At 62.4% G+C, this 25,061-nt stretch carries 24 protein-coding genes; 6 read left to right on the top strand and 18 right to left on the bottom strand.

Features of this window, described 5'->3' with window-relative positions:
* Nucleotides 1-381: 381 nt before the first annotated feature.
* Complete coding sequence (locus AACY08_RS01835) at nucleotides 382-1,176, top strand: helix-turn-helix transcriptional regulator (RefSeq protein WP_339418053.1); 795 nt, start codon at nucleotides 382-384, stop codon at nucleotides 1,174-1,176.
* Nucleotides 1,177-1,437: 261 nt separating this feature from the next.
* Here AACY08_RS01835 and AACY08_RS01840 read toward each other — a convergent pair whose 3' ends face one another.
* The 6 genes from AACY08_RS01840 to AACY08_RS01865 form a co-directional block, all read right to left on the bottom strand.
* Nucleotides 1,438-1,842, bottom strand: coding sequence for a Rid family hydrolase (locus AACY08_RS01840; RefSeq protein ID WP_339467596.1), 405 nt, complete (start codon nucleotides 1,840-1,842; stop codon nucleotides 1,438-1,440).
* Nucleotides 1,843-2,173: 331 nt separating this feature from the next.
* Entirely contained in the window at nucleotides 2,174-3,106 is a 933-nt protein-coding gene (locus AACY08_RS01845; RefSeq protein ID WP_339467598.1) for a pyridoxamine 5'-phosphate oxidase family protein, read from the bottom strand.
* A 79-nt stretch (nucleotides 3,107-3,185) separates the two neighbouring features.
* Complete coding sequence (locus AACY08_RS01850; RefSeq protein WP_339467601.1) at nucleotides 3,186-4,070, bottom strand: LysR substrate-binding domain-containing protein; 885 nt, start codon at nucleotides 4,068-4,070, stop codon at nucleotides 3,186-3,188.
* Nucleotides 4,070-4,990 (bottom strand): LysR family transcriptional regulator, encoded by a 921-nt coding sequence (locus tag AACY08_RS01855; protein ID WP_339467602.1) that lies wholly within the window; start codon nucleotides 4,988-4,990, stop codon nucleotides 4,070-4,072. Before AACY08_RS01855 ends, AACY08_RS01850 begins: the two co-directional genes overlap by 1 nt.
* An 18-nt stretch (nucleotides 4,991-5,008) precedes the next feature.
* On the bottom strand, nucleotides 5,009-5,629 hold the full coding sequence (locus AACY08_RS01860) for a glutathione S-transferase family protein (protein ID WP_339467603.1): 621 nt from the start codon (nucleotides 5,627-5,629) through the stop codon (nucleotides 5,009-5,011).
* 106 nt (nucleotides 5,630-5,735) lie between these two features.
* Nucleotides 5,736-6,608 (bottom strand): LysR family transcriptional regulator, encoded by an 873-nt coding sequence (locus AACY08_RS01865; protein WP_339467604.1) that lies wholly within the window; start codon nucleotides 6,606-6,608, stop codon nucleotides 5,736-5,738.
* 148 nt (nucleotides 6,609-6,756) lie between these two features.
* Here AACY08_RS01865 and AACY08_RS01870 point away from each other — a divergent pair, with 148 nt between their 5' ends.
* Together AACY08_RS01870 and AACY08_RS01875 are read left to right on the top strand one after the other, a co-directional pair.
* A complete protein-coding gene (locus AACY08_RS01870; protein WP_339467606.1) occupies nucleotides 6,757-7,530 on the top strand; it encodes a glucose 1-dehydrogenase in 774 nt (257 codons plus the stop codon).
* A gap of 14 nt (nucleotides 7,531-7,544) precedes the next feature.
* Nucleotides 7,545-8,618, top strand: coding sequence for an L-idonate 5-dehydrogenase (locus AACY08_RS01875; protein ID WP_339467608.1), 1,074 nt, complete (start codon nucleotides 7,545-7,547; stop codon nucleotides 8,616-8,618).
* A 40-nt stretch (nucleotides 8,619-8,658) separates the two neighbouring features.
* Here the strand turns inward: AACY08_RS01875 and AACY08_RS01880 are convergent, their stop codons facing one another.
* Together AACY08_RS01880 and AACY08_RS01885 are read right to left on the bottom strand one after the other, a co-directional pair.
* Nucleotides 8,659-9,450: an ABC transporter permease gene (locus AACY08_RS01880; RefSeq protein ID WP_339467610.1), complete on the bottom strand. Its 792-nt coding sequence runs from the start codon at nucleotides 9,448-9,450 to the stop codon at nucleotides 8,659-8,661.
* On the bottom strand, nucleotides 9,447-10,124 hold the full coding sequence (locus AACY08_RS01885; protein WP_339467611.1) for an ABC transporter ATP-binding protein: 678 nt from the start codon (nucleotides 10,122-10,124) through the stop codon (nucleotides 9,447-9,449). The genes AACY08_RS01880 and AACY08_RS01885 overlap by 4 nt, the downstream gene beginning before the upstream one ends.
* Nucleotides 10,125-10,256: 132 nt before the next feature.
* Here AACY08_RS01885 and AACY08_RS01890 point away from each other — a divergent pair, with 132 nt between their 5' ends.
* Both AACY08_RS01890 and AACY08_RS01895 read left to right on the top strand, forming a co-directional pair.
* Nucleotides 10,257-11,333: an aldo/keto reductase gene (locus AACY08_RS01890; RefSeq protein ID WP_049712509.1), complete on the top strand. Its 1,077-nt coding sequence runs from the start codon at nucleotides 10,257-10,259 to the stop codon at nucleotides 11,331-11,333.
* A 235-nt stretch (nucleotides 11,334-11,568) separates the two neighbouring features.
* Nucleotides 11,569-12,762 carry a DUF1835 domain-containing protein gene (locus AACY08_RS01895; RefSeq protein WP_339467613.1) on the top strand — a complete coding sequence of 398 codons (1,194 nt, stop codon included), beginning with the start codon at nucleotides 11,569-11,571 and terminating at the stop codon, nucleotides 12,760-12,762.
* Between the two features lie 77 nt (nucleotides 12,763-12,839).
* Here AACY08_RS01895 and AACY08_RS01900 read toward each other — a convergent pair whose 3' ends face one another.
* From AACY08_RS01900 to gabT, 3 genes are read right to left on the bottom strand one after another with little or no spacing between them, the layout of a single operon-like run.
* Nucleotides 12,840-13,328 carry an Lrp/AsnC family transcriptional regulator gene (locus AACY08_RS01900; RefSeq protein ID WP_339467616.1) on the bottom strand — a complete coding sequence of 163 codons (489 nt, stop codon included), beginning with the start codon at nucleotides 13,326-13,328 and terminating at the stop codon, nucleotides 12,840-12,842.
* A 45-nt stretch (nucleotides 13,329-13,373) separates the two neighbouring features.
* Nucleotides 13,374-14,018, bottom strand: a complete 645-nt coding sequence (locus AACY08_RS01905) for a 2-haloalkanoic acid dehalogenase (RefSeq protein WP_339467618.1) — start codon at nucleotides 14,016-14,018, stop codon at nucleotides 13,374-13,376.
* 48 nt (nucleotides 14,019-14,066) lie between these two features.
* Complete coding sequence (gabT, locus tag AACY08_RS01910) at nucleotides 14,067-15,359, bottom strand: 4-aminobutyrate--2-oxoglutarate transaminase (RefSeq protein WP_339467620.1); 1,293 nt, start codon at nucleotides 15,357-15,359, stop codon at nucleotides 14,067-14,069.
* A 195-nt stretch (nucleotides 15,360-15,554) separates the two neighbouring features.
* Between gabT and AACY08_RS01915 the strand changes: the two genes are divergently transcribed.
* The gene (locus tag AACY08_RS01915; RefSeq protein ID WP_339467622.1) at nucleotides 15,555-16,481 is read left to right on the top strand and encodes a 2-hydroxyacid dehydrogenase; all 927 of its coding nucleotides are present in this window, start codon (nucleotides 15,555-15,557) and stop codon (nucleotides 16,479-16,481) included.
* A gap of 85 nt (nucleotides 16,482-16,566) precedes the next feature.
* Here AACY08_RS01915 and AACY08_RS01920 read toward each other — a convergent pair whose 3' ends face one another.
* The 7 genes from AACY08_RS01920 to AACY08_RS01950 form a co-directional block, all read right to left on the bottom strand.
* Nucleotides 16,567-17,652, bottom strand: a complete 1,086-nt coding sequence (locus AACY08_RS01920) for a tartrate dehydrogenase (protein WP_339467624.1) — start codon at nucleotides 17,650-17,652, stop codon at nucleotides 16,567-16,569.
* Between the two features lie 20 nt (nucleotides 17,653-17,672).
* Nucleotides 17,673-19,133, bottom strand: a complete 1,461-nt coding sequence (locus tag AACY08_RS01925) for an NAD-dependent succinate-semialdehyde dehydrogenase (protein WP_339467627.1) — start codon at nucleotides 19,131-19,133, stop codon at nucleotides 17,673-17,675.
* Between the two features lie 117 nt (nucleotides 19,134-19,250).
* Complete coding sequence (gene argE, locus AACY08_RS01930; RefSeq protein ID WP_339467629.1) at nucleotides 19,251-20,408, bottom strand: acetylornithine deacetylase; 1,158 nt, start codon at nucleotides 20,406-20,408, stop codon at nucleotides 19,251-19,253.
* A complete protein-coding gene (locus tag AACY08_RS01935) occupies nucleotides 20,405-21,559 on the bottom strand; it encodes an NAD(P)/FAD-dependent oxidoreductase (protein ID WP_339467631.1) in 1,155 nt (384 codons plus the stop codon). The genes argE and AACY08_RS01935 overlap by 4 nt, the downstream gene beginning before the upstream one ends.
* Entirely contained in the window at nucleotides 21,556-22,932 is a 1,377-nt protein-coding gene (locus tag AACY08_RS01940; protein ID WP_339467633.1) for an FAD/NAD(P)-dependent oxidoreductase, read from the bottom strand. The genes AACY08_RS01935 and AACY08_RS01940 overlap by 4 nt, the downstream gene beginning before the upstream one ends.
* Nucleotides 22,914-23,222 carry a (2Fe-2S)-binding protein gene (locus AACY08_RS01945; RefSeq protein ID WP_065875926.1) on the bottom strand — a complete coding sequence of 103 codons (309 nt, stop codon included), beginning with the start codon at nucleotides 23,220-23,222 and terminating at the stop codon, nucleotides 22,914-22,916. Before AACY08_RS01945 ends, AACY08_RS01940 begins: the two co-directional genes overlap by 19 nt.
* Nucleotides 23,219-25,060: an ABC transporter ATP-binding protein gene (locus AACY08_RS01950; protein WP_339467637.1), complete on the bottom strand. Its 1,842-nt coding sequence runs from the start codon at nucleotides 25,058-25,060 to the stop codon at nucleotides 23,219-23,221. The genes AACY08_RS01945 and AACY08_RS01950 overlap by 4 nt, the downstream gene beginning before the upstream one ends.
* Between the last annotated feature and the right edge of the window lies 1 nt (nucleotide 25,061).

Below are 25,061 nucleotides of genomic sequence, written 5' to 3' on the forward strand. Positions count from 1 at the left end.
GGGTCCGTATCAGCAGTTGGTTGATTGCTCGGCTGACGGTGATCCGCTGAAACGATTAAAGAGCTGTAGGACATTGGCTATGTTTAGCCGCTGCCGGATCTCATGATCACTTAAAAAAAGTAATTATTGCTTAATTATCAATACGTTAAATAACCTCAGAAACATCTCTAGGTTTTTCGCGTCCGGAATTGCCCCTCAGAAACGTCGAATTAATGACGTTGTTTTTATGGCACTTTGTGTCCATCGTTTCTGCTACATGCGTAGGACGAATCCCCTAGCTAACTACAATTTCGAGTACCCACTCTGGTGTGTGAGCCACGGATCGCCCCGCAAAGGCCAGAGAATTTGTAGACGGTTTTCGACATCAAGGATGAGATGGCAATGAGTTTGACCCGCAGTATTGCAAACACCCAAAGCCCGAATTTCTATGCCGAAATGGGCGAGTTGATTGCCAACAGTGGCCACGCGGACTTCGCCGCGCACATGCTGCACCTGGTGGACAAGTGGGTACCGATCCACCTGGTGGACCTCAGCGAATGGACCCTCGACGAGCTACGCAACCGCGTGCTCGATATCACGTTGCTCGGCAGCGCTGGCCAGACGCAGGATCTGCCGCCGCCCCTGCCCCTGAACTCCATGGACGACCACCCGTTGCTGCGGGAAATGCTCGGCATGCAGGACCCGCTGCTGATCCAGCTAAAGGCCAAGGCTAAAAGCGCGTACCCACGCGGCAACTCGCACCAGTGCAACCTGGTGTCGCGCCAGGGCAACCGGCGCTGTGTGATTTCGTTTTATCGTCCGCCCAACCATCGCGGGTTTTCCCTGGCCGAGTTGTCGTTTCTCAAGTGCCTGTCGGACACCCTGCTGCCACTGATCGAGTGCCATGCGCAGAGCCTGCGCCAGGCGCCGCACGCCGAAGTCGAACCGGCCCACACGTTGCTGGAACAATCGCAATTGCAGCGTGAGTTCTACCAGCGCCTGTCCCTCGGCGACATCACCCTCTCGGCACGCGAGCAGGAGGTGTGCCTCGGTCTGCTGACGGGCGGCACCGTGCCGCAGATGGCGGAAAAACTCAGCGTGAAGAACAGCTCCATCGAAACCTACCTCAAGCGCGCCGCTGCCAAGCTGGGCGTCAGTGGCCGGCATGGTTTGGCCAAATGGATGATCGGTGCTTGATGAGTAAATTGAGCGCATTCGCGATGGTAGGGATGCTCAGCTGTTGATCGCAGACTATCAAAGGCCCGAGGTATTTCAGGCACAGTAGCGTATCCAGCGCGCCCATCCGTTCCCGGGGTCCTGCTGCAATGCCGCCCGGATATCCTCCCGACCAAACACCGCTACCGCGGCGACATCGACAGCAATCCTACGTCCCTTGATGTAAAGCGTTGGAGGCCCCGTGGGATGAGGCACTTCCTGTGGTGAGGGGATTTGTTGCGATCACTGTCGTGAAATCACAGCCTCAGCCTCAATCTCGATCAACCACTCCGGCAACGACAACCCGCTGACAATGATCCACGAAGACGGCGGAGGGTTGTGCGCGAAGCGCTCACGCAGCGCTTGGGCAATCGGCTCCTGCTGGTCACGCGCTGACTCGACGATATACAGCCGCAGTATCACCACATGGGACAGATCGCCGCCGACCTCGGCCAGAACCTTTTCAATATTGTCCAGGGCGGTCGCGGTCTGCTCAGCGATGCCAGGGCCGACAGTACGCTCCTGGGCATCGACGCCCACCTGGCCGGAAAGCAGGATGCGCCGGCCTTCCGGTACTTCCAGGGCCTGGCTGAAGCCGTATTGCAGGGAGTTGAACACGGTTGTGGGATTGATGACTTTTCGCTGCATGACGAGTCCTTGTTGTCGGTGGGAAAACAAGGCTAACGCACTGGGTTGGGGCAATCTGGTGATTCAATATCTGGCAACATTTCAACCATTCGTTGCCGGGCCCTTTGTAGTGAACGGGCTTGCCCCGCGCTAGGGCGCAAAGTCGCCCCAAAACGGATCGTCTCGGTGTGTCAGGTGAGTTTTGCGGCGCCTTGTTTGGGGCGGCTTCGCCGCCCAGCGCGGGCGGTGCGACGATTCGACAAGCCCGCTCACTGCAATGGCGGCGCGCGGATGGCAATCTTCGAGATGACCAATCAGTTGTTCCCCAAGGCGTCCTATGCCACAACCCCGCCTACCAACGCCCCATCGCCAGACTGAACGGGGAAAACTCCACGAACTGCCACCTCAGCGCCAACGCCGCCGGGCGGCGGATCACGTGCTCCACGGTCACCGTCCACAAGCGCTGGGCGCCTTCAAACAAGGCCACGTGCGGGCCGTCGAGGATCAGCGAGGTCCGCCCGGCAACCTGCAACACATCCCCCGAGGCAAAATCGACAAACAGCAACCCCGCCAGCGGGTTCACCTGCAAATTGCCCAGGGTGTTGAAGAACAGGTTGCCGGCGAAGTCGGGGATGGTCAGCACGTTCCCTTCAACCCACACAAAGCCGGTGTTACCACCGCGATGAGAGACGTCCACCGAGCGTTGGCCGTCCACGTCCACGTAACTGGCGACAAAAAACGTGTCGGCGTCGCGGATCATCGCTTGTGCCGCGTCGTCCAGGCCATTGAAGCGTTCCACCTGCGTGCCGGGCTTGCGCGCGATGGAATCGATCGGCCGCAGTTGGATGTACTTAGGGCAATTGCCGAAGGTGTGCACCACGTCGACCGAAAAACCATCGTGATCGCGCCCGCTGATTCGCCCATTCATGCGGTTGCGACGGCGGGTGTTGAGGTCGATGCCCAGCACGCCCACCGACGCGCCGTTGAGCAAAGCGTTGCGGGCCGGATCGCCCGCAGACGGCAGGCTATCGATCTGCAAGGTCTGTGGGCCTGGCGAGTGGACAAAGCCCGGCGCCCCTTCCACCATCGTCGCCCAGGGAATGCCCTGCTCGTCCACCGCGCCCAACATCAGGTAAGGCAACAAGGGATAGAAATCCCGATGCTGCTCCGGCAGATGATCACGAATCACCTTGGGCCCGACCACGGCCATGCGTTCGGCCACGCCAACCGCTGCTTGCATCTGCCGTTCGCCGGCATGCCAGGGAGTTTGTTCGATCAGGTTCATGGCGAGCACCTCATGTTGGATACCTCGATGCTGCGCCTTGCCAACCACCGAGGGAATAACCACCCCGGGCAATCCACTATTACGCCAGTTGAAAGGCTGGATGCTCGCGCAGCGCAGCCACGCAGTGGTCGACAAAACTGCGCACACGCATCGGCGCATTGCGACCTTCGCGATACACCACGTGCACCGGCAGCGACGGCGGTTCGTAGTCCGGCAACACCTGTCGCAGTTGGCCCTTGAGCAGATGGTCGTGAACCGGATAGCTCAGGCAGCGAATCAGCCCCGCCCCGTGCACGGCCGCATTGATCGCGCCCTGCACCGTGGCGCAGCTCAGGCGCGCGCGGGTCTTGAGCTGATAGCCATGGAAATCCCAATACACCTGATCGGCACTGGCAATCAGCCGATGTTGCTTGAGGTCATCCGGGTGCAGGGGTTCGCCGTTGGCCGCAAGGTAATCGGGACTGGCGCAAAGGATAGGCCGCACCCGGCCCACCGGCCGTGCAATCAACGATGAGCTGGGCAGTTCGCCGACGAGGATCGCCACATCCAGTCCCTCTTCATGCAGGTTCGGGTAATAGTCATGGTAGTGAGCGACGAGGCGCACCTCGGGGTAGCGGTCCATGTAGTCGGCCAACACTGGCGCCATCACATAGCGGCTGAACAGGAATGGCAAAAACACTCGCAGATTGCCCTCGGCCTGCACATGCAACCCTTTGGCCGAGGCTTCGGCGGCGTCCACGGCGGTGAGCAGGCGCACGCAGTCTGCCAGGTAGGCGCTGCCAGCGTCGGTCAGGCTAACGCCGCGCGTACTGCGCTCAAGCAAAGGCACGCGCAAACGCGCTTCCAGGCGTGCAATCGCCCGCACCAGGGTGGGCCCCGACACCCGCGCATCCCGCGCCGCCGACGCCAGGCTCGGTTGTCCGGCCAGCGCGGCGAACAGTTGCATATCGCGATAACGCGCCATCAGCTGCGCCGTTTCATCGCCGGGTTAAGGGCGGCGTCCTGGCTCAGGCGATGGCTGAGAAAGTCGACAAAGGTGTTGATCTTGGCAGGCACGCGGCCGCTTCTCTGGAACACCACCTGAATGGGCAAGGGTGCCGGTTCGAAGGCTTCCAGGACAATTTCCAGCTCCCCGGCGGCCACCGAGGCTGCGACTTGATAGGACAGTACCCGCGTCATGCCCCAGCCCAGCCTCGCCAGGTTGATCGCGGCATTGTTCGCCGAGACGACCAGGCGCGGCTCAATAGGCACCGTCAGCGGCTGATCCGCGTCGACAAAATCCCACTCGCTCACCAATTGGCTGGACGAGGACGTGGCAATCTTGGCCTCACGCACGTGCGACGGATGCCGGGGCCGCCCGTGCCGGTCGAGATAGGCCGGCGATGCACACACCACCCGACGAACTTCGCCGACCTTGATCGCCTGTTGCCCCGGCTCGTGCAGATGGCCAATACGCACCGCCACATCGACGCCTTCGTCGGTCATGTTGACCACGCGGTCGACCAGCAAGGCGTTTATGTTGACCAAGGGAAACCGGTCGAGGTACTCCCCCAGCACCGGCGCCACATACAGCTCGCCAAATAGCACCGGCGCGGTCACCGTCAGGTGGCCACAGGGGATGGAATAACTGCCCGCCGCCGCTTCCTCGGCTTCATTGAGTTCCGCCAGGATGCGCCGACAATCTTCCAGGTAACGCTGGCCGGCTTCGGTCAGGTGCAGGCTGCGGGTGGTGCGTGCCAGCAGTTGAGTGCCGATGCGCGCCTCCATCGCGGCGATGGCCCGGGTCACGCTCGGGGGTGAGGTTTTCAGGCGGCGCGCGGCGGCGGCAAAGCCCTCCTCCTCGGCCACCGCCAGGAACACCTGCATTTCATGAAATCGATCCATCGGTGGCCCTCTTGAACGTTACTGTGACTGCAAACCTACCGCCGTGCGCGGCATGCCGACAAAGCCCGGCAACGCCTCGATGCTGGCGAGCCAGGCACGCACATGAGGGTAGTCGGCCAGCGATACATTGCCTTCCGGCGCATGGGACACGTAGGTGTAGAAAGCGATATCGGCAATGGTCGGTTGCTCGCTGGCCAGGAAGCGGCTTTGGCTCAGTTGTGCTTCGATCAACTTCAGCAAAGCGTGGGATTTGGTAATGGCAGTGACAGTGTCGACCTCGGCACCAAACACCAGGGCCAAGCGTGCTGTGGCGGGCCCGGCGTGAAGTTGACCGGCGGCAACCGAGAGCCAGCGCTGCACGCGGGCCTGCCCCAAAGGGTCGCTCGGCAGCCATTTTCCTTTGCCGTATTGGGCCGCCAGGTAGAACAGGATTGCATTGGAATCGGCCAACACAGTGCCGCTGTCGTCAATCGCTGGCACCTGGCCGAAGCTGTTGACCGTGGCAATAAAGTCGGGGGCTTTGTGGGCGCCTTGCTTGAGGTCCACGAGGATATAGTCGGTGGGCAGCCCCAGCAGGGACAGCATCAGCTCGACCCGGTGGGAGTGGCCGGACAACGGGAAACCAAAGAGTTTGATCATGAGAAGCTCCAACAGCGTGGGGTATCGACGCCCCGCATGTTCCACCGCTGCCCCGACCGCAGGAATCACCAGGATTTACAATCCAGCATTTCATCCGGCGAAACAATCACGCGCCGGATAATGCCACGATCAGGTTGAACAAGGTGGTCTTCACCGCGCTGTCCAGCTCGGTCCAAGCCAAACCAGTAGTGGCCTGAAAGGCGCCCAGCTCCATAGGCCGCGACACGCAATTGGACGGCAGCGCCCGTGCCGCCTGCTGCGGCAGCACCCCAACACCCAGCCCTGCGGAGACCAGCGCGAGCATGGTGGTAAATTCGCCCAGCTCAGAAGCGATCTCCAGGGGCATGCCCACGGCCTGGATAAATTCGTCGTAGAAACCCGGCGCATAGCGTCGCGCGAGAATGTACACCGGCACCCGAAGCAGATCGGTGGGGTGGATCGACGGCTTCAACGCCAAGGGATGATCCATCGGCAACGCCACACAAAAATGCTCGTGCAACACCGCACGGGTCTGTACGCCGGGGTGACTGGCGGGCAGGCGCATCAGGCCGAAGTCCAGCAGGCCGTTCTTCAGCGCGGCAGCCTGGTCGGGGCCGGGCATGTCCTTGAGCTCCAGCTCGATACGCGGGTATCGCCGGTGCACCGTGCGAATCAATTCCGGCAACAACTGCGGCAGCACCGACGACACAAACCCCAGGCGCACCCGGCCGATTTCGCCGCGATTGGACGCCCGCGCCGCGTCCGCCGCACGCGCCGCCTGATGCAAAGTGGCCTGGGCCTCAGGCAGAAACACGCGGCCCGCATCGGTCAGGGTCACCGAATGGCGATTGCGATCCAGCAGGCGTACGCCCAGGCCACTTTCCAGCAATTTGATCTGCATGCTCAACGCCGGTTGCACAATCGACAGCTGCGCCGCCGCCCTGCCGAAATGCAGCTCTTGGGCGAGCACCACAAAGGCGCGCAAGTGCTTTAGCTCCATCAAGCTTCCCCGGTTATCACAGATGTTGATCACCCGATCATAAATGAACATTGGACCCACTGCCTGTACTGGAGTGAACTGAGGCCAACCAAGCAGGACATCATCGGGTTTTGCTGATAACAATAAGCGCGTCAGGAGCAACCGCCCCATGCACAACGTTTTAGACCACTTTCGCCTCGATGGCCGGCTTGCGCTAGTCACTGGCTCCAGCGCCGGTATCGGCCTGGCGATCGCCCGCGGCCTGGCCCAGGCCGGTGCGCGGGTGGTGCTCAACGGGCGCAACCGCAGTACCTTGCGCGACGCCGCCGCACTGTTGACGCTGGAAGGCCTCGAGGTGCACACACAGGCCTTTGATGTGACCGACAGCGCGGCTATCCAGGCCGCCGTAGCGAACATCGAAGAACGCCTCGGCCCGCTGGATATCCTGGTGAACAACGCCGGCATGCAACGCCGTGGCTCGCTGGAAGACTACAGCGAGCAGCACTGGCGCGAACTGATCAGCACCAACCTCGACAGCGCCTTTTTGGTCGGCCAGGCCGTGGCGCGGGCAATGATCCCGCGCAAGCGTGGGCGCATCATTAATATCTGCTCGGTGCAAAGTGAGTTGGGCCGCCCGGGTATTGCGCCGTACGCGGCGAGCAAGGGCGCGCTGAAAATGCTCACCAAGGGCATGGCCATCGATTGGGGCCCCCATGGGCTGACGGTCAACGGGATCGGGCCTGGGTATTTCAAGACCGAGCTGAACGCCAATCTGGTCGCCAATCCGCAATTCAGCGACTGGCTGGTGCAACGCACACCCAGCCGCCGCTGGGGTGAGGTGGACGAGCTGGCCGGCGCCGCCGTATTCCTCGCCAGTGACGCCGCCAGCTTCGTCAACGGTCATATTCTTTACGTCGACGGTGGCATCACCGCGTCGCTGTAACCCTGGAGAATTGTATGCACGCCATTGTCTGCCATGCCTCGAAAGACTTGCGAGTCGACCGCCTGGACGAACCACAGCCCCTCGCCCCCGCCCAACTGCGGGTACGCATCGCCCGGGGCGGTATCTGCGGCTCCGATTTGCACTACTACCAGCACGGCGGCTTCGGCACCGTGCGTCTGCGCGAGCCGATGGTGCTCGGCCATGAAGTGTCGGCGGTAATCGACGCGGTGGGCAGCGATGCCGGGTCGTTCAAGGTCGGGCAACGCGTTGCGGTGTCCCCGTCGCGCCCCTGCGGCGGTTGCCGTTACTGTCATCAAGGTTTGCCCAACCATTGCCTGAACATGCGCTTCTACGGCAGCGCCATGCCTTTCCCGCATATCCAGGGCGCGTTTCGCCAAAGCCTGGTGATCGAGACCCATCAGGCCCATCTGCTGGCCGATGAAGTCAGCCTGGCCGAAGGGGCGTTGGCCGAACCCTTGTCTGTGGGTTTGCACGCGATCCAACGGGCCGGCGCGGTGTTCGGCAAGCGCGTGCTGGTGACCGGCTGCGGTCCGATCGGCAACCTGTTGATCGGTAGCCTGCGCGCTGCTGGCGCCGCTGAAATTGTCGCTGTGGACCTGTCCACCAGCGCCCTCGCCTGCGCTGAAAAAATGGGGGCCACGCGCACCCACAACCTCGCTGGCGGTGCCGATGCGCTGAAACGCTACACCACTGAAAAAGGCTATTTCGACGTCATGTTCGAAGTCTCCGGCAGCGCCCAGGCCCTGCGCAACGGCCTGGAATGCATCGCGCCGCGAGGCGTGCTGGTCACCGTGGGCTTGGGCGGCGACGTGTCGCTGCCGCTCAATCTGCTGGTGAGCCGCGAGATCGACCTGCGCGGCACCTTCCGCTTCCACCCGGAGTTCGCCCAGGCGGTGGACTTGCTCAACCGCCGGATCATCGACGTGCGCCCGGTAATCTCCCATACGGTGCCATTTGAGCAGGCGCTACAGGCGTTTGAACTGGCGGCGGACAAGACGCAGGCGATGAAGGTGGTGTTGGATTTCGGCGTGCCTGATCCGGGAATGCAGCCCTCCCAACAACACTGAGCCCCTGCTCCCACAGTGTTCAGTGGCGTTCCCCACGCCATCAGCGCTCTTGCAAACGATCGCGCAAGAACCGATGGCTTGGGGAAAACAACCGGCGATACGTCAACAGCACCGCCCCCACCGTGCCCAACGCCGACGAGGCCGCAATCAAGAACATAATCACGATCTGATACCGCACCGCATCCACCGGGCTCTCTCCCGCCAGCACCTGCCCGGTCATCATGCCGGGCAGGCTGACGATGCCCACCACGGTCATCTGGTTCAGCGCCGGGATCATCCCCGCGCGCACCGCCTGACGGATGGCTTCCTGCGCCGCTTCCCAGCGTGAGCCGCCGAGGGCCAGGATCATTTCAATGGTGTTGCGCCCTGAGGTCAGCTCCTGGGTCATGCGTTCGATACCCAGCGATACGCCAGTCAGGGTGTTGCCGAGGATCATGCCGAGAATCGGGATCGCATACTGCGGCTCGTACCACGGATGAATACGGATCACCGCAAAGAGGCCCACCGCCGTTACCAGCCACGAACTGCCCCACACCGACAGGATGCTGTCGACACGCTGCCCCCGATAAGTCCGCTGCCCACGCCCCGCTGCCGAGAGACCGGCGATCAGGGTCATGGCGCACATCAACGGCAGCACCACGTACCAGTAGGCAAACTCGAACACCCAGCCCAGCAGGTAACCGATGGCCAGCAGTTGCACCACGGTCCGCACCGCCGCCCATAGCAACTGGCGCTCCAGGCCCAGGCGCAACAGCAACGAGAGCGCACCGTTAATCAGGATCAGCGAGGCGGCGATGCCCAGGTCCAGCGCGGTGAGGTTTTGATAGTTCATGCCTGTGTCACTGCGCTCAACACGCCAGCACTCATCTGCAAGTGGATGTCGCTCATGCGCCGGGCCTGGTCGAGGTCGTGGGACACCCAGATAGAGGCCCGTGTGGGATCGCCGGCAAACCACGCATCGATCAACGCTTCCACCTCGCGCGAGGAAGCTGGATCAAGGGCGGCGGTGGGTTCGTCGAGCAACAGCACTTCGGGGTTGAGTTGTAAGGTGCGGATCAGCGAAACCACCTGGGATTCACCACCCGACAGGTCGACGGCGCGCTTGGCCAGAAAATCCGGGGCCTTGCCGGCGTGCCCGAGCAGTGTGGTGACCGCCGCCAGATCGAAGCTACGCTTGCGCGAGGTCTTGAGGCTGAAGGGAAAGCGCAGGTTGTCTTCCACCGTGCCGTCGAGCAGCGCCGGGCGTTGGGACAGGTAGCTGATATGGCAGCGGTAGTGGGGAATCTGCGCATTGCCGATTGGCTGGCCGTTCCACAGGATCTGCCCGGACGTGGGCGCATCCAGCAACGCCAGCGCGCGCAGGAACACACTTTTTCCGGAACCGGACGCGCCGGTGATCGACACGCGGTCGCTGGCGGTCAAGCTGAAATCGGTAGGCTGGAGCAAGGGCACTTGGCGGCGCTCGTCCATGCGCATGAGGGCGCGGGTTTCGATCAGTGCGCTCATGGACGCGGGGTTCCTTTTAAATCCTGATGGACGCAATGGTGAGGCAGACGCACGAAGTTTTCATGAAAAAATTCAAACTATCGCCACCCACGTCGTTCACACCATCACGTGCAACGTTCAGTAGGAGGCAACATGCAATACCGACAACTGGGCCATTCCGGCTTGCTGGTGTCCGAAATCATCCTGGGCACCGTGCCTTTTGGGGGCCGCGCAGAGTTTGAAAAATGCGGATCGGTGGACGTACCCCAGGCCAAGCGCATGTTCGATATCGCGTTCGACGCGGGTGTGAACATGGTCGACACCGCCGATCTCTACTCCCACGGGCTGGCCGAAGAAGTGGTCGGTAAAGCCCTGGGCGACAAGCGCCACGACATCCTCCTGGCCACCAAGGGCCGCAGCCCCGTTGACAAGAACCCGAACAACTCCGGTTCCTCGCGCTATCACTTAATCCGTGCGTGTGAGGCCAGTTTAAAACGCTTGGGTACCGACCATATCGACCTTTACCAATTGCACAATTGGGACGGTATGACGCCCATCGAGGAAACCCTCGAAGCGCTGCGGTTGCTGGTGGGCTCGGGCAAAATCCGCTACTTCGGCACCAGCAACTTCACCGCCTGGCAGATGATGAAAACCCTGGGCAAAGCCGAGCTGCATGGCATGCTCAAGCCCATCACCCAGCAGATCTACTACACCCCGGAATCCCGCGAAGCCGAGTATGAGCTGCTGCCACTGGCGCTGGATCAGTCAGTGGGCACCCTGGTATGGGGCCCGATGGGCGAGGGTTTGCTGACCGGTTCCACCCGTCGCGGGCAAAAACCGCCCGCTAACACCCGTCAGGGCAGCGATTGGCCGGAACCCTATGTGCACGACCAGGAGCGCGCCCTGGACATTATTGAAACCCTCGCTGCTGTCGGTGATGAACACGGTGTCTCAGTTGCCCGCACGTGCCTGGCATGGCTCAAGGATCGACCGGGGATCACCTCGCTGATTGTCGGCGCGCGCACCGAAGAGCACCTGCGTGACAACCTTGCGGCGACAGAACTGAAACTCACCGAAGAGCAGTCTTTGCGCATCGAGGCGGTGACGCGTCGCCAGCCGCTGTACCCGTACTGGCATCGTTTCACCGCCGGGATCGACCGCTTTGATCCGGCGGAACAGCCGTTTCTGGCGGAGCATCAGAAGACCCTGGATGCGCGCACCGACAAGTAGCGCGGGCAGGTGACACACCTCAGAGCAAAAACTGTGGGAGCGGGCCTGCTCGCTTCCACCGTTTGATCAGCGTGCCCTCGGGAATTTGCAATCGCGCCTTACACTGCCTATATTTCCCGCCTGGCGCTCTCTACGCCACCTTCCGCGGAAAGGGCTGCGCCCAAGACCCTGCAACACCCTCTTTTGTCTACGACTCCCAACCTTAAAGCGGAAAAGGTTTGTGCAAGGAGCTCGTATGCCCCACCACGTCAACACCGATGGCCGCCTCAACCTTGGGCAGCAGCGCAAGCGTGCCAAGGAACTGCTGCCGCGCCTGAGAATCCAGGATCCCACCGCCACCTTGTCCCAGGCTCAATGGCAGATCGCAAAGCAGTTGGGTTTCAGCAGTTGGCCCAAGCTCAAGGCCCACGTCGATGCGATCGACTTCGCCGCTCGCCACCCCGACTTCGCGGCCAGCGATGAAGCCCGTACCACGCACTGGCGCTGCGGCAATGACATCGCGCATAGCCTGCAGATAGCGGGGTTCAAGGGACACTTTCAAATGCTCACTGACCCACTGTGCATGGGGCCGGTCCGCGACGTGCCCAGCGAAGCATTCCGCGCCCTGCGCAGCAGGTTTATCAGCCAGGCCTTCGCCCTCGACGAAACGGAGGTAGCGCGCCGTGTCGCCGATGAATACGACCAGCTGCAAGCCTTGACCAGCGCCGATCACTGCGTGCTGTGGTGCGAGGCGGATGCCTACGACCAACTGTTCCTGATCCGCGCACTCGCAGGTCTTGAGCAGGCGCCGCGCAAGTTGGAGCTGATCGAAGTCGACCGGATCCCAGGTGTCGAACGTTTTATCGGCATCGGCCAATTGGCACCCGATGTGCTGGCCTGGCTTTGGCCGCAACGGCGTTTGATCGACGATGACGCGGTGCAATTGGCCAAACAGGCCTGGTCGGCGTATTGCGAACCGTCACCCGAAACCTTGGCGGAACTGGCCCACGGCACACATGCCGCCTTGCCGTTGCTGGCGCCCGCACTGTTGCGCCAGTTGCAGGAGCTGCCGGGCATCCGGGACGGTTTATCGCTCACCGAACGCCTGTCCCTGACCTACATTGCCGAAGCCGGGCCGGTGCCGTTTGGTCGGGTGTTCGCCGAGTTGATGGCCAAGCGCGAGCCGCTGCCGTTCCTGGGGGACATGATGTTCCATGCGCTGATGCGGCCGTTGATTGATGGCAAGCATCCGTTATTGACCGAGACAGAACCGGACCGGGACTGGCCTCGACGCGAATTAACGCTGACGCCATTGGGGCATCAGGTGCTGAGCGGCGACAGTTATTGGCTCGACCACGCCAGCCATGCGCGCTGGGTCGGCGGTGTGTGCTTGAGACCTGGCCGCCCCCATTGGGCGATAGACGGCGCCATGCCGAGCTGGCGTGGCTGACACATCGGTCAATGAGGCCCCCACAATGGAAGCCATCCCAGGCAAGCCAGCTCCCATAGGTTGAATTGGGCGATATTTCAGTGCCGCAGCAACTTGCGCAGCGGCACGCCGTCCTTGAGCACCGGCGACTTGATCACGATGTAGCTGAAGTATTTGGAAATCCCGATATTCTTGTCCAGCAAACTCTCGACCACTTCCTGATAGTGCTGGATGCTGCGCGTCATGAAGCGCACAAGGTAGTCGTAGCCGCCGCTGATCAGGTGGCATTCAAGCACTTCGTCGACCAGGCGGATATTGGATTCGAACTTGGCGAAATCCTCGCGTTTGTGGTCGCTGAGGGTGATCTCCGTGAATACCGTGACCGAATCGGTGATCTTGGCCAGGTTCAAATGCGCCTTGTAGCTGGAAATAAACCCGGCCGACTCCAATCGCTTGACCCGTTGCAGGCAGGGGCTGGCAGACAGGCCCACGGCGTCGGCAAGGCTGACATTGGTCATCCGGCCGTCCTTTTGCAGTTCAACCAGAATGCTGATGTCGATCCGGTCCAGCTTGACTTGCCCTTCCATTGCGTACCTCTTGACTGCCGTTTGTAAGACAATCTTCTAGCAAAATCAGCGCCGTAAAGACAGCTGATGCTGCGCCACCAGATCCGCCATGCTGTTGATGCAATAGTCCGCCGCGCAAGGCGAAGGCTGTTTGGCCCGGTGGCGGCCGATCAAACAGCGGTCCAGCGCGTGCTCTGCGCCGACCGACGGACGTGTCACGTGCAGGATCGGCTGTTCATCAAAGGCTTGAGGATTGTGCCATTGCGGGTCGTCGGCCAGGGAAATGAAATCTTCCGGTGCAATCCCCAGGCGCTCGCACAGCTTACCGCGATCCTCGGCATCGCGGTCGCCACGCACCAGCAGGCGATAAAACTTGCGCAGGTACAGCATCGCCCCCGGCGCATCCTCGAACAGCGACCAATTGCCCGCCGAACGCGCAAAGCTCATGCCCTCCTCCCAACTGGCATGCAGGCCCCACTTTTCAGCCAGATGGCGATGGGCGAAACACAAGACGCCACTGAAGCCTAGCTCAGCAAACCGCGGATAGAGCGCGGCAACGACCGCGTCGAATTCGGCCAGCACGGTCTCCCGGGTTGGCTGCCCACCACGGCTGTCGAGCAGCGGTTGCAACGCCGCCCACACCCCCGAATCCCGATCCACCAGCACTTCATCGCAGTCAATCAGCAACGCCCGATAATCTGTCAGCCCCATGGTGGGTCAAGCCTCCCTTGATGCATTTCGCCCCTAGCGGGCACAGCCTCAGTTCAAGACCCGTGCCAAGGCCGCGTCGAGAATCTGCAAGGCTTCGTCGACCTGCGCTTCGGTGGTCACCAACGGCGCGAGGAAGCGCAGTACGTTGCGGTGTACGCCGCACTTGATCACCAGCAAACCACCGGCGCGGGCGGCGTCGATCACCCGTTGATTGAGGTCGGCATCCGGGGTGCGCTCAGGGTCATTCTTGATGAACTCGATGGCCAGCATAAAACCGGTGCCGCGTACGTCGCCGATGTTCGCGAAGCGCGCCTGCAAACCGAGCAAACCCTGACGCAAACGCTCGCCCAGCACTTGGCTGCGTGCCAGCAACTGCTCGTGTTCAAACGCTTCGATGACCGCCAGCGCCGCCGCACAGGCCAGGGCGTTACCGCCATAGGTACCACCGAGGCCGCCGGGCAGCGGCGCATCCATGATATGCGCTTTGCCGACCACGCCGGACAACGGCAAGCCACCGGCCAGGCTCTTGGCCACGGTGACCAGGTCGGGCCTGATGCCGGCGTGCTGGAAACCGAACCAGGTGCCGGTGCGACCGAAGCCGGTCTGGATCTCGTCGAGGATCAACACAATGCCGTGCTTGTCGGCCAACGCGCGCAGCGCCTGCAGAAACTCCGGCGGCGCCGTGAGGAAACCGCCGTCGCCCTGCACGGGTTCAATTATGATCGCCGCGACACGCTCCGGTGCGACCTGGGTTGCCAGCAACTCATCCAGCGCCTTGAGCGCGACCTCGCTGGTCACCCCGCGATAAGCGTTCGGGTAGGGGGTGTGGAATACCTCCGGCGCAAACGGGCCGAAGTTTTGTTTGTAAGGCTGGCTCATCCCCGTGAGCGTAGTGCCCAGCAACGTACGGCCATGGAAGCCGCCACGAAAAGCGATCACAGCCGAACGATTGGTGTGGGCGCGGGCGATCTTCACCGCATTTTCCACCGCCTCGGCGCCGGAGGTGAAGAACGCAGCTTTATAGGCCTGCTCACCGCCAACCATTTCACACAACCGCTGGGCCAGGTCGAGATAAGGCTGGTAAGCCACGACCTGGAAACACGCGTGGGAAACTTTTTGCAATTGGGCCTGCACAGCCGCCACGACTTTAGGGTGGTTGTGGCCGATATTCAGCACGCCAATGCCGCCAACGAAGTCCAGGTAACGCTTGCCATCCACGTCCCACAACTCAGCGCCTTGGGCGCGGTCGATCACCAGCGGATGCGCGGTAACCAGCCCACGGGGCACGAACTGCTCGCGCTGACGGAGCAAATGAGGGGTTTCGTCGACTTTGCTATTCATGGCATTTCCCATCGTGAGTCCGGCAACCTGGAGGTGGTTGCGATGCTGTTCAGATTACGGCCTGCGGGCAACGCACTCAGCCGAACTTGCCCCGTGAGAAATTCGGATCGACTGTTTTGCCCCCGCCTTTCAACAGATCCTGCGCCGGGGTATGGGCGATGATGAGGCTTCCCTTTATCCAGCAGGAAATGCCCCATGGCCTTGCTCTACAAAGCTGATCCGGTGCGTGGCAAACAGTGGCAGGCGCTCTTTGCCAACCATGCCCCGGATATCGAATGGCGTGCCTGGCCAGACATCGGCAACCCCGAAGAGGTCGAGTACCTCGCCGCCTGGACAGCCCCGGATGATGTGGCGCAATTGCTGCCCAACCTCAAAGTGCTGTTCGCGCTGTCAGCCGGTGTCGATCAACTGGACCTGTCTCGCTTGCCGCCGGCGCTGCCGGTGGTGCGTCTGCTCGATCCGGGCATCACCCGTGGCATGTGCGAATACGCCAGTTGGGCCGTGCTCAGCCTGCACCGGGATATGTTGCGTTATCGCCAGCAACAGGTTGCGCGCTGCTGGCAGGCGCACCTGTTGCAACCGGCGGTGAATCGGCGGATTGGGGTGATGGGGTTGGGCGCCCAGGCCCAAGAGATTCTAGCGACGTTGGCGCCGCTGGGGTTTGCGTTGTCGGGATGGGCACGCAGCGCGCACCAGGTATCAGGGGTGGAGTGTTATGCAGGAGAAGCGCAACTGCCGGCGTTTCTCAGTCAGTGCGACATTCTGCTGTGTGTGCTGCCGCTGACCGAGCAGACGAAGGGCATCCTCGATCGGCGCTTGTTTGCGCAACTGCCACAGGGAGCGACGTTGATCAATATGGGTCGTGGAGGGCATCTGGTTGAAGAGGATTTGCTGGAGGCATTGGGCAGCGGCCGGTTGAGTGGCGCTGTGTTGGATGTGTTGCAGGAGGAGCCTGCACCGGCAAGTCATCCGTTTTGGGATCATCCGCAGATTGTGCTGACGCCGCATATTGCTGCGATGACTCAGCCGGCGAGTGCGTTTGCGGTGTTGTTGGAAAATATCCGCCGGTTTGAGCGCGGCGAACCCATGGTGGGTGAGGTAGATCGCTCACTGGGTTACTGATGTATGAAGATCAAAATGTGGGAGCGGCGGTGCGAGCAAGTCGAATCGTCGCACCGCCGCTCTCACATTTTTGAGCGTACTCTGCTTAGAAATCGAGCCTCTCAGTGATCGCCAGCCCGACATCCTGCGTCGAGCCCTGCCCGCCCAGGTCCGGCGTAATCGGCCCTTCGGCAATTACCTGTTCAATCGCCCGCAAAATCCCATCATGCGCCGCCCGATAGCGCTCATCCCCATTCCCCAGGAAATCCAGCATCAGCGCCCCCGACCAGATCATCGCAATCGGGTTGGCAATGTTATGCCCATAAATATCCGGTGCAGAGCCATGCACCGGCTCGAACAATGAGGGAAACCGCCGCTGCGGGTCCAGGTTCGCCGACGGCGCAATCCCGATCGTGCCCGCACACGCCGGCCCCAGGTCAGACAGGATGTCGCCAAATAGATTCGACGCCACTACCACGTCAAACCGGTCCGGCTGCAACACAAACCGCGCACACAGGATGTCGATGTGCTGCTTGTCCCATGTCACTTCGGGGTAGTTCGCTGCCATCAACGCCGTGCGCTCATCCCAGTACGGCATGCTGATGGAAATCCCATTGGACTTGGTCGCCGCCGTCAACCGCTTGCGCGGGCGGGTCTGGGCCAGGTCGAAGGCAAACTTGAGGATGCGGTCGACCCCACGCCGGGTAAACACGGACTCCTGCAACACAAACTCATGCTCGGTGCCCTCGAACATCTTGCCGCCCACCGACGAATACTCGCCCTCGGTGTTCTCACGGATCACCACAAAATCAATATCCCCAGGCTCGCGCCCGGCCAGCGGGCACGGCACGCCGGGGAACAGCCGCACCGGGCGGATGTTCACATACTGGTCGAAATCGCGGCGAAATTTGAGTAGCGAGCCCCACAGAGAAATATGGTCCGGTACTTTTTCCGGCCAGCCGACCGCGCCGAAGTAGATGGCGTCAAAGTCCTTGAGTTGCTCAAACCAGTCCTCGGGCATCATCTGCCCGTGCGCCAGGTAGTAATCACAGTGCGCCCAATCAAGCACCTCAATGCTCAGGTTCAGGTCCCAGATCTTCGCAGCCTGTTCCAGTACCCGTAGCCCTTCGGGCAACACTTCCTTGCCAATGCCATCGCCGGCAATCGCGGCGATCCTGAATGCCTTGTTCATGAACCACTCCTCACTGACTGTCAATTCAAGCCGCCAATGTGGAAGGCTTTGACTTCAAGGTACTCGTCCAGGCCGTACTTGCTGCCCTCACGCCCCAACCCTGATTGCTTAACGCCGCCAAATGGCGCGACTTCCATCGAGATAATCCCGGTGTTGAGCCCGACCATGCCGAACTCAAGGGCCTCGCCAAAGCGCCACGAACGCTTCAAGTCCTGGGTGAAATAGTAGGCGCCCAGGCCGTACGGCGTCGCGTTGGCCAGCGCCAGCGCGTCGGCTTCATCGGTAAAGCGCATCAGCGGCGCCACCGGACCGAAGGTTTCTTCATTGGCCAGTAACATCCCGGCATGGGCATCCCCCAGCACCGTGGGCTGCACAAACGGGTTGTCGCCAGCAGGGATCGCACCACACAACAATCGAGCGCCCTGGCTGAGGGCATCCTCGATATGCCGCGCCACTTTGTTTACCGCAGCGGGGTTGATCAGCGGTCCGATGGTCACGCCGTCTTCCAGGCCGTTACCCACCTTGAGCTTGCCCACCTCTTCCACCAGGCGCGCGGCGAAACGCTCGTAGATGCCGTCTTGCACGAGGATGCGGTTGGCGCACACGCAGGTTTGCCCGGCGTTGCGGAATTTGCTGATCATCACGCCAGCCAACGCCTGTTCCAGGTCGGCGTCATCGAACACAACAAACGGCGCATTGCCGCCCAACTCCAGACTCAGGCGCTTGATGTGCTCGGCGCTCTGGCGCATCAACAAGCGGCCCACCGCCGTGGAGCCGGTGAACGAAATCTTGCGCACCGCCGGGTTGCCGGTCAGCTCTGCGCCGATGCCGGCGGGCAGCCCGGTGATCACATTGAACACCCCTGCAGGAAGGCCGACGCGCTCAGCCAGCACCGCCAGGGCCAGGGCCGACAGCGGTGTAAGGTCCGACGGCTTGACGATGATCGGGCACCCGGCCGCCAGCGCGGGTGCGCATTTGCGGGTGATCATCGCGTTGGGGAAATTCCACGGGGTGATGGCAGCGCATACACCCACCGGTTGCTTGAGGGTCAGCAGGCGGCGATCGCCACTGGGCGCCGGCATGGTTTCGCCGTAGACCCGGCGCGCTTCCTCGGCGAACCATTTGACGAAACCGGCACCGTAGCGCACCTCGCCGCGCGCTTCGTTGAGCGGCTTGCCCTGCTCGCTGGTCATGATCAGCGCGAGGTCGTCAAGGTTGTCGATCATCGCCTGGTACCAGCGCTCCAGCAGCGCCGCGCGCTCTGCCGCCGGGCGCGCACGCCAGGCGGGCCAGGCGCTTTCGGCGGCTTCGATGGCACGGCGGGTATCCACCGCATCCATCGCCGGGACCTGCGCGAGCAGGCCGCCAGTAGCGGGGTCGCGGACGTCCAGGGTGGCGCCGCTGTCGGCAGCAATCCATTGGCCATCCACGTAGGCGAATTCAGCCAGCAGGCTGGGGTCTTGCAAGCGATTCTTGAGCATGGTCGAGTCCTGATCCGAGACAGGTTCCAGTCTAGGGAGCTGCCACGGATGAGGATGCCGAAAGTGCAGTTACAGCAGCGTGCCGTGCTGAAATTCACCCCAGGACGGCAGGCTCTGCTAAGCCGTAAGCGAGCCCAGCAAGCCCTGCAAAAAGCGCTCGCCGGCGTCCATCTGGCTGATCTCGATAAACTCATCGGGCTTGTGCGCCTGCTCGATAGAGCCTGGCCCGCACACCACCACGGGCACATCCAGACGCTGCTTGAACAGGCCGCCCTCGGTGCCGAACGAGACCTTGGAGGTGCCGGTGTCGGGCGCGGCGAACTGTTTGAGGAAGCGCACCGCTTCGACGCTGGGATGCGTGTCGAGGCCAGGGTAGACGTTGACGGTTTCAATCTCGATGGCGGCCACGCTGGACAGCTTCTGCGCCTCACGCACGATCACTTCGGCACGCTCGCGCATCTGCTCAAGAAACTGATCCAGATCGTCAGCCGGCAAGTTGCGGACCTCGAAATCCAAGGTGCACAGGTTGGGCACGATGTTCAGCGCCTTGCCGCCGACAATCTGCCCGACATGTACCGTGCTGTAGGGCACGTCGTAGTCGCTGTCCTGGGCACCGTGGTTTTGCAGGTGCTGCTGGCGCTCGCGAAGGGCGGCGATAAAGTCGCAGGCGACATGGATCGCGTTGACAGAACGCGGCGCCAGCGACGAATGCGCCTCCTGGCCCCGGCAAAAAGTGCGGTAGGACCCCTTGCCCTTGTGGCCGAGTACAAACTGCATAGTGGTCGGTTCACCAATCACGCACAAAAAGGGTCGCACCGGTGCCAGGTGCAACACGTCGAGCAAGCGCCGCACCCCAACGCAACCGATCTCTTCGTCATGGGACAGGGCCAGTTGCAGCGGGCGGTTCAGGTGATGGTCGGCGGCATCCAGCATGGCGTCGATGGCCAGGGCGATAAACCCCTTCATGTCGCAACTGCCCCGGCCATAGATGCGTCCGTCCTGCACGGTGGCGGCAAAGGCGGGAAAGGTCCACGCCTGCCCTGCTGCCGGCACCACGTCGGTGTGCCCGGACAGCAACACGCCAGGCTGATCCTTAGGCCCGGTGCTGGCGAACAGGTTGGCCTTCTTGCCGCTCTGGTCCTTGACGATCAACGACTCGATGCCTTTGCCCAGCAGCAGGCCGCGCACGTAGTCGATCAGGGCCATGTTCGATTCCGATGACACCGTGTCGAAGGCTATCAGTTGTTTGAGAATCTCGAGGACGCGGGGTTTCATAAGGCCTGGCTCCGTTGTTCGGCAGGTACCGCAAAGCGGGTGATGGAGAACGGCTCGATGGGCGTGCTGGTGCTACCGGTGCTGAGCAGTTCGGCCATCACATCCCCCACGCCAGGGCCGAGCTGGAAGCCGTGGCCGCAAAAACCGAAGGCATAGAACAGCCCGTCGACGGTGCCGCTGGGCCCCATTATCGGCAACGAATCCGGCAGATAGCCTTCGATGCCGCTCCACACGCGAACGATGTTCAGGTTGCCTACGCCTGGCAGCAGGCGGCGCATCTGGTTGACCTGATTGAGGATGCTGCGCGGTTCCACGTAGGCGCGGCGGTTAAGCATGTCGGGTTTGCTGCGGTAGCCGCCGCCGATGACGATGTTGCCACGCGGGATCTGGCGGAAGTAGATCACTTCCTCGGGAATCTTGGTGTACACGCCGATCACTGTTGGCAGCGCATAGGGCACCGGTTCAGTCACCGCCATTTGCGGGCCATGGGTGTCCAGTGGTACCGGCTCGCCAAACTGCGCCGAGAGTTTCTGGCCCCAGGCGCCGGCGGTGATCAGCAGTTGCGCGGCCTGGAACTGGCGGCCGTCGGTGGTGGTGAGATGGAAGTCGGCGCCGACTTTCTGCACCTCAGCCACTTCGGTGCGCTCTTCGATCTGCGCGCCCAGGCGCTTGGCGGCACGGGCAAACGCCGGTGCAGCCAGACGTGGGTTGGCGTGGCCGTCATGGGGTGCGTAGGAGCCACCCTTAACGTCCGGGCCGAGGAAGCCGAAGCGTTGACGCAACTCGGCGCCACGATAGATTTTCAGGTCCAGTTGCGCGGCTTCCGGCGCGGCGGCATAGGCCTCCAACTCGGCGATCTCATCTTCGCGATAACATACGCGCATATGCCCGCTGGGGATGAACTCCAAGTCATCGTCGATCAGCTCCGGCAAGCGTTTCCACAAGGCCCAGGAACGGTTGGCCAGGGCCAGTTGGCCGAGGAACCGCCCCTGCCGGCGCACATTGCCAAAATTGACGCCGCTGGCGTACTGACCGATCTGGTCACGCTCCAGCAGGATCACCGACTGCCCGCGACGCCGCAGGAAAAACGCGGTCGCCGAGCCCATCAGTCCACCGCCGACAATCACCACATCGGCTTTTTGCACGCTCATGGCGAAACCTCCTCGGTGAGCATCGACAACGGTTTAACCGGTGCCTGGCCGCGCTGGCGGCCGACTTCCTGCACTTGCACACCGGCGGCGGCGGCGATCACTTCGGCGCCGGCCTGGGAGCAATAACGCCCCTGGCAACGGCCCATGCCCACGCGGCTGAACGCCTTGGCGCGGTTAACCTCGCAGGCGCCCTTCTCGCTCACCGTGCGGCGCAATTCACCGGCGCTGATCATTTCGCAGCGGCACACAATGGCGCTGTCCGGCAGCGCCTTGGCCTGTTCGCTGGGCCACGGGAACGCTTCGGCCAAGCCAAGGCGGAACTGATCCATCACGGCCAGGGCCTGCTGTTGTTCATCACGTAAACCTGCATTGATCGGTTTCTGCAGATCTTCCAGCAGCGCCAACGCCACCAGGCGCCCGGCGTGCTCGGCGGCATCCGCACCACGAATTTTCGAACCGTCGCCAGCCGCATACACGCCCTTTACCGACGTGCGCCCGGCCTCATCGGTCGCCAGCCACCACTGGCTGGACGCATGATCAAATGCCATGGCGCACCCGGCGAGGTCGCCCAGTTGGGTTTCCGGGCGCAGGTGGTAACCCAGCGCGACTGCATCGGCTTGCACCGTCTCAGTCCGTCCGCTGCCCGTGGTGAACCGCACGCCCATCACGCCATTGGCCGCATCGCCCATGACTTGCAGCGGCTTGATCCCCAGGTGCACTGCGACTTTGGCCCGATACAGTTGTGCAAGCAGCTTGATCCCGGTGAACAGCACTGCCGGGCGCGCCAGCAGTTTGGGCAAGGCTTTGAGGCGCAGGCTCAGCGGCGAAGTGTCGAGCACCGCTGCCACTTCGGCGCCGGCTTTGACGTATTGGCTCGCGACCAGGTACAGCAACGGCCCACTGCCCATGAACACCACGCGATGACCAATGGACACGGCCTGGTTTTTCAGCGCGATCTGCGCGCCGCCCAGGCTATAGGTGCCCGCCAAGTGCCAACCCTCAATGGGCATCAAGCGGTCGGTGGCGCCGGTGCAAAGAATCAGCGCGTCGTAATCCACTGTGCTGTGGCGGCCCTGGCTCACGCAGCACAACTGCCCCGGCGTGAGGTTCCACACCAGGGTGTCGGGGCGATAGTCGATGGCGTCGCGCAGGCGGTCGAAACTCTGGTGCAGGGCCTGGGCCTTGGCTGCTTCAGTGCCGTACAGCGTCGTGTAATCGCGGGTAAAGCCGTCTGGCTGGCGACGGTAGATCTGCCCGCCGTCGCGGCGATTTTCATCGATCACGATCGGCTGGATACCGGCCGCCAGCAAGGTTTGTGCGCAGCGAACACCGGCCGGCCCGGCGCCGACAATAATTACCCGTGCAGTGGCCATGTCGCCTCCGGTTGTGTGGTGACAATGTCCAGTCCGTCACGGACCTCATTGGAGCAAGCCCGCAGGCGTTCGCCGCTGCGGGTCCACACCCAGCAATCCTGGCACGCGCCCATCAGGCAGAAGCCGGCGCGGCGCCCGCTGTCGAATTCCGATTGGCGCAAGGCGTTGCCCTGGGTCAGCAGCGCGACCATCAAGGTATCGCCTTGCAAGGCTTCGACCGGTGCGCCATCCACGGTCAGGCTAACCGTCGGCCGGCCCTGTTCGGCCAGTCTCACAAAACGCCCTTTCATGCATACGCTCCCAAGGTCATGGTAATGACGCCCTGCTGGGTGTTCAGCAACTGGGCGCTGTCGTGGTGGCAGAGAATTTCACCGCCGTTGTCCAAGGTGCGCCGGTTCGGCGCGGAGCGGTTGCACAGGCCGTCGACCCGGACCGGGCAGCGACTGAGGAAGGTGCAGAGTTCCGGCACGTTGGCCCGCTCGCCAATCGGCGGCAGTGTCGCGCAGGTGGTGCCGCAGCTTTCCAGCCACCCCTGGCGCAATTCAGGCACCGAGTGAATCAACAGGTCGGTGTACGGATGGAACGGTGGCTCGGCAAACGACTGGCGATTGCCGGCCTGCACTTTATGGCCGCTGTACATCACCACGATGTCATCGCACAGCGCGCGCACGGTGGAGATGTCGTGGCTGATAAACAGGTAGGACACGCCCAGTTGCTGGCGCAGGTCGCGCAGCAGCTCGAGGATCGCGGCGCCGACCACGGTGTCGAGGGCCGAGGTGACTTCATCGCACAGGATCAGGTCAGGCTTGGCGGCGAGCGCGCGGGCCAGGTTGACCCGTTGTTTTTGCCCGCCGGAAAGTTCATTCGGCCGACGTTCAGCCAGGGTGCGCGGCAGGCGCACCAGGTCGAGCAATTCGCCGATACGCGCCTGTAGCGCTGCGCCTTTTAGGCCAAAATACATCTTCAACGGGCGGCTGAGGATGGTCGCCACGCTGTGCACCGGGTTGAGGGCGGTGTCGGCGTTCTGGAACACCATCTGGATGCGTCGAAATTGTTCCGGGGTGCGCTCAGACAGGCTGCCGCCCAGCGGCTGGCCGTCAAACGTCAGCCCTCCGATGGCCGGGGTCAACAGCCCCGCGACCACACGCGCCAGGGTGGATTTGCCGGAGCCCGACTCACCGATCACACCGATGGCCTGGCCGCGACGCACCGTCAGGTCGATGTCTTCCAGCACCCGAATCGCCGGCATGCCCTGCATGTTCTTGTTGCCGTAACCGGCGGTGAGGCCGCTGATGGTCAGCAGCGGTACGTCTTCGGCAATCCCGCAGGGCGGGCGAATAGTGGTATCCGGCCGCGCGGCGGCCAGCAAACTGCGTGTGTATTCATGGGCCGGGGTCTTGAGCAGCGGCGCGGTGGCGCTCTGCTCGAGGATTTGCCCACCGTTGAGCACCACAATCTGGTCGGCCATTTGCGCAACCACGGCCAGGTCGTGGGACACATACACCGCCGTCGCGCCACGCTCGCGCACCACGCGTTTGAATGCGCGCAGCACGTCGATCTGGGTGGTCACGTCCAGCGCTGTGGTCGGCTCGTCGAGCACCACCAGCAGCGGGTCGCTGATCAGCGCCATCGCCGCCATCACTCGCTGCAGTTGCCCGCCGGAAACCTGGTGCGGGTAACGCCGGCCGATGCGCTCGGGATTGGGCAGGGCAAGGTCACGAAACAAGCCGATGGCCTTGGCTTGCAACTCGGCCCGGGTGCCCAGGCCATGGATCAACGCGCCCTCTACCACTTGGTCGATGAGTTTTTTCGCCGGGTTGAACGCGGCGGCGGCGCTTTGGGCGATATAGGACACGCGGTTTCCACGCAGGCCCTGCAGCTTTTTTTCGCTCAGGGCGAGCATGTCGTGTTCACCCACCTGCACCACCCCGCCGGACAAGCGACAGCCACGCCGTGCATAGCCGAGCAACGCCAGGGCGATGGTGGTCTTGCCTGAGCCGGACTCGCCGATCAGTGCCAGCACTTCACCTTTTTCCAGGGAAAAGCTCACACCCTTGACGATCTCAATCTCACTGCCTTCGTCGCCAGCAACGACGCGCAGGTCTTCGACGCGAATCAATTGGGTCATT

This window comes from Pseudomonas sp. EL_65y_Pfl1_R83 (assembly GCF_963970695.1).
In the GTDB taxonomy this organism is placed as follows: domain Bacteria; phylum Pseudomonadota; class Gammaproteobacteria; order Pseudomonadales; family Pseudomonadaceae; genus Aquipseudomonas; species Aquipseudomonas tritici.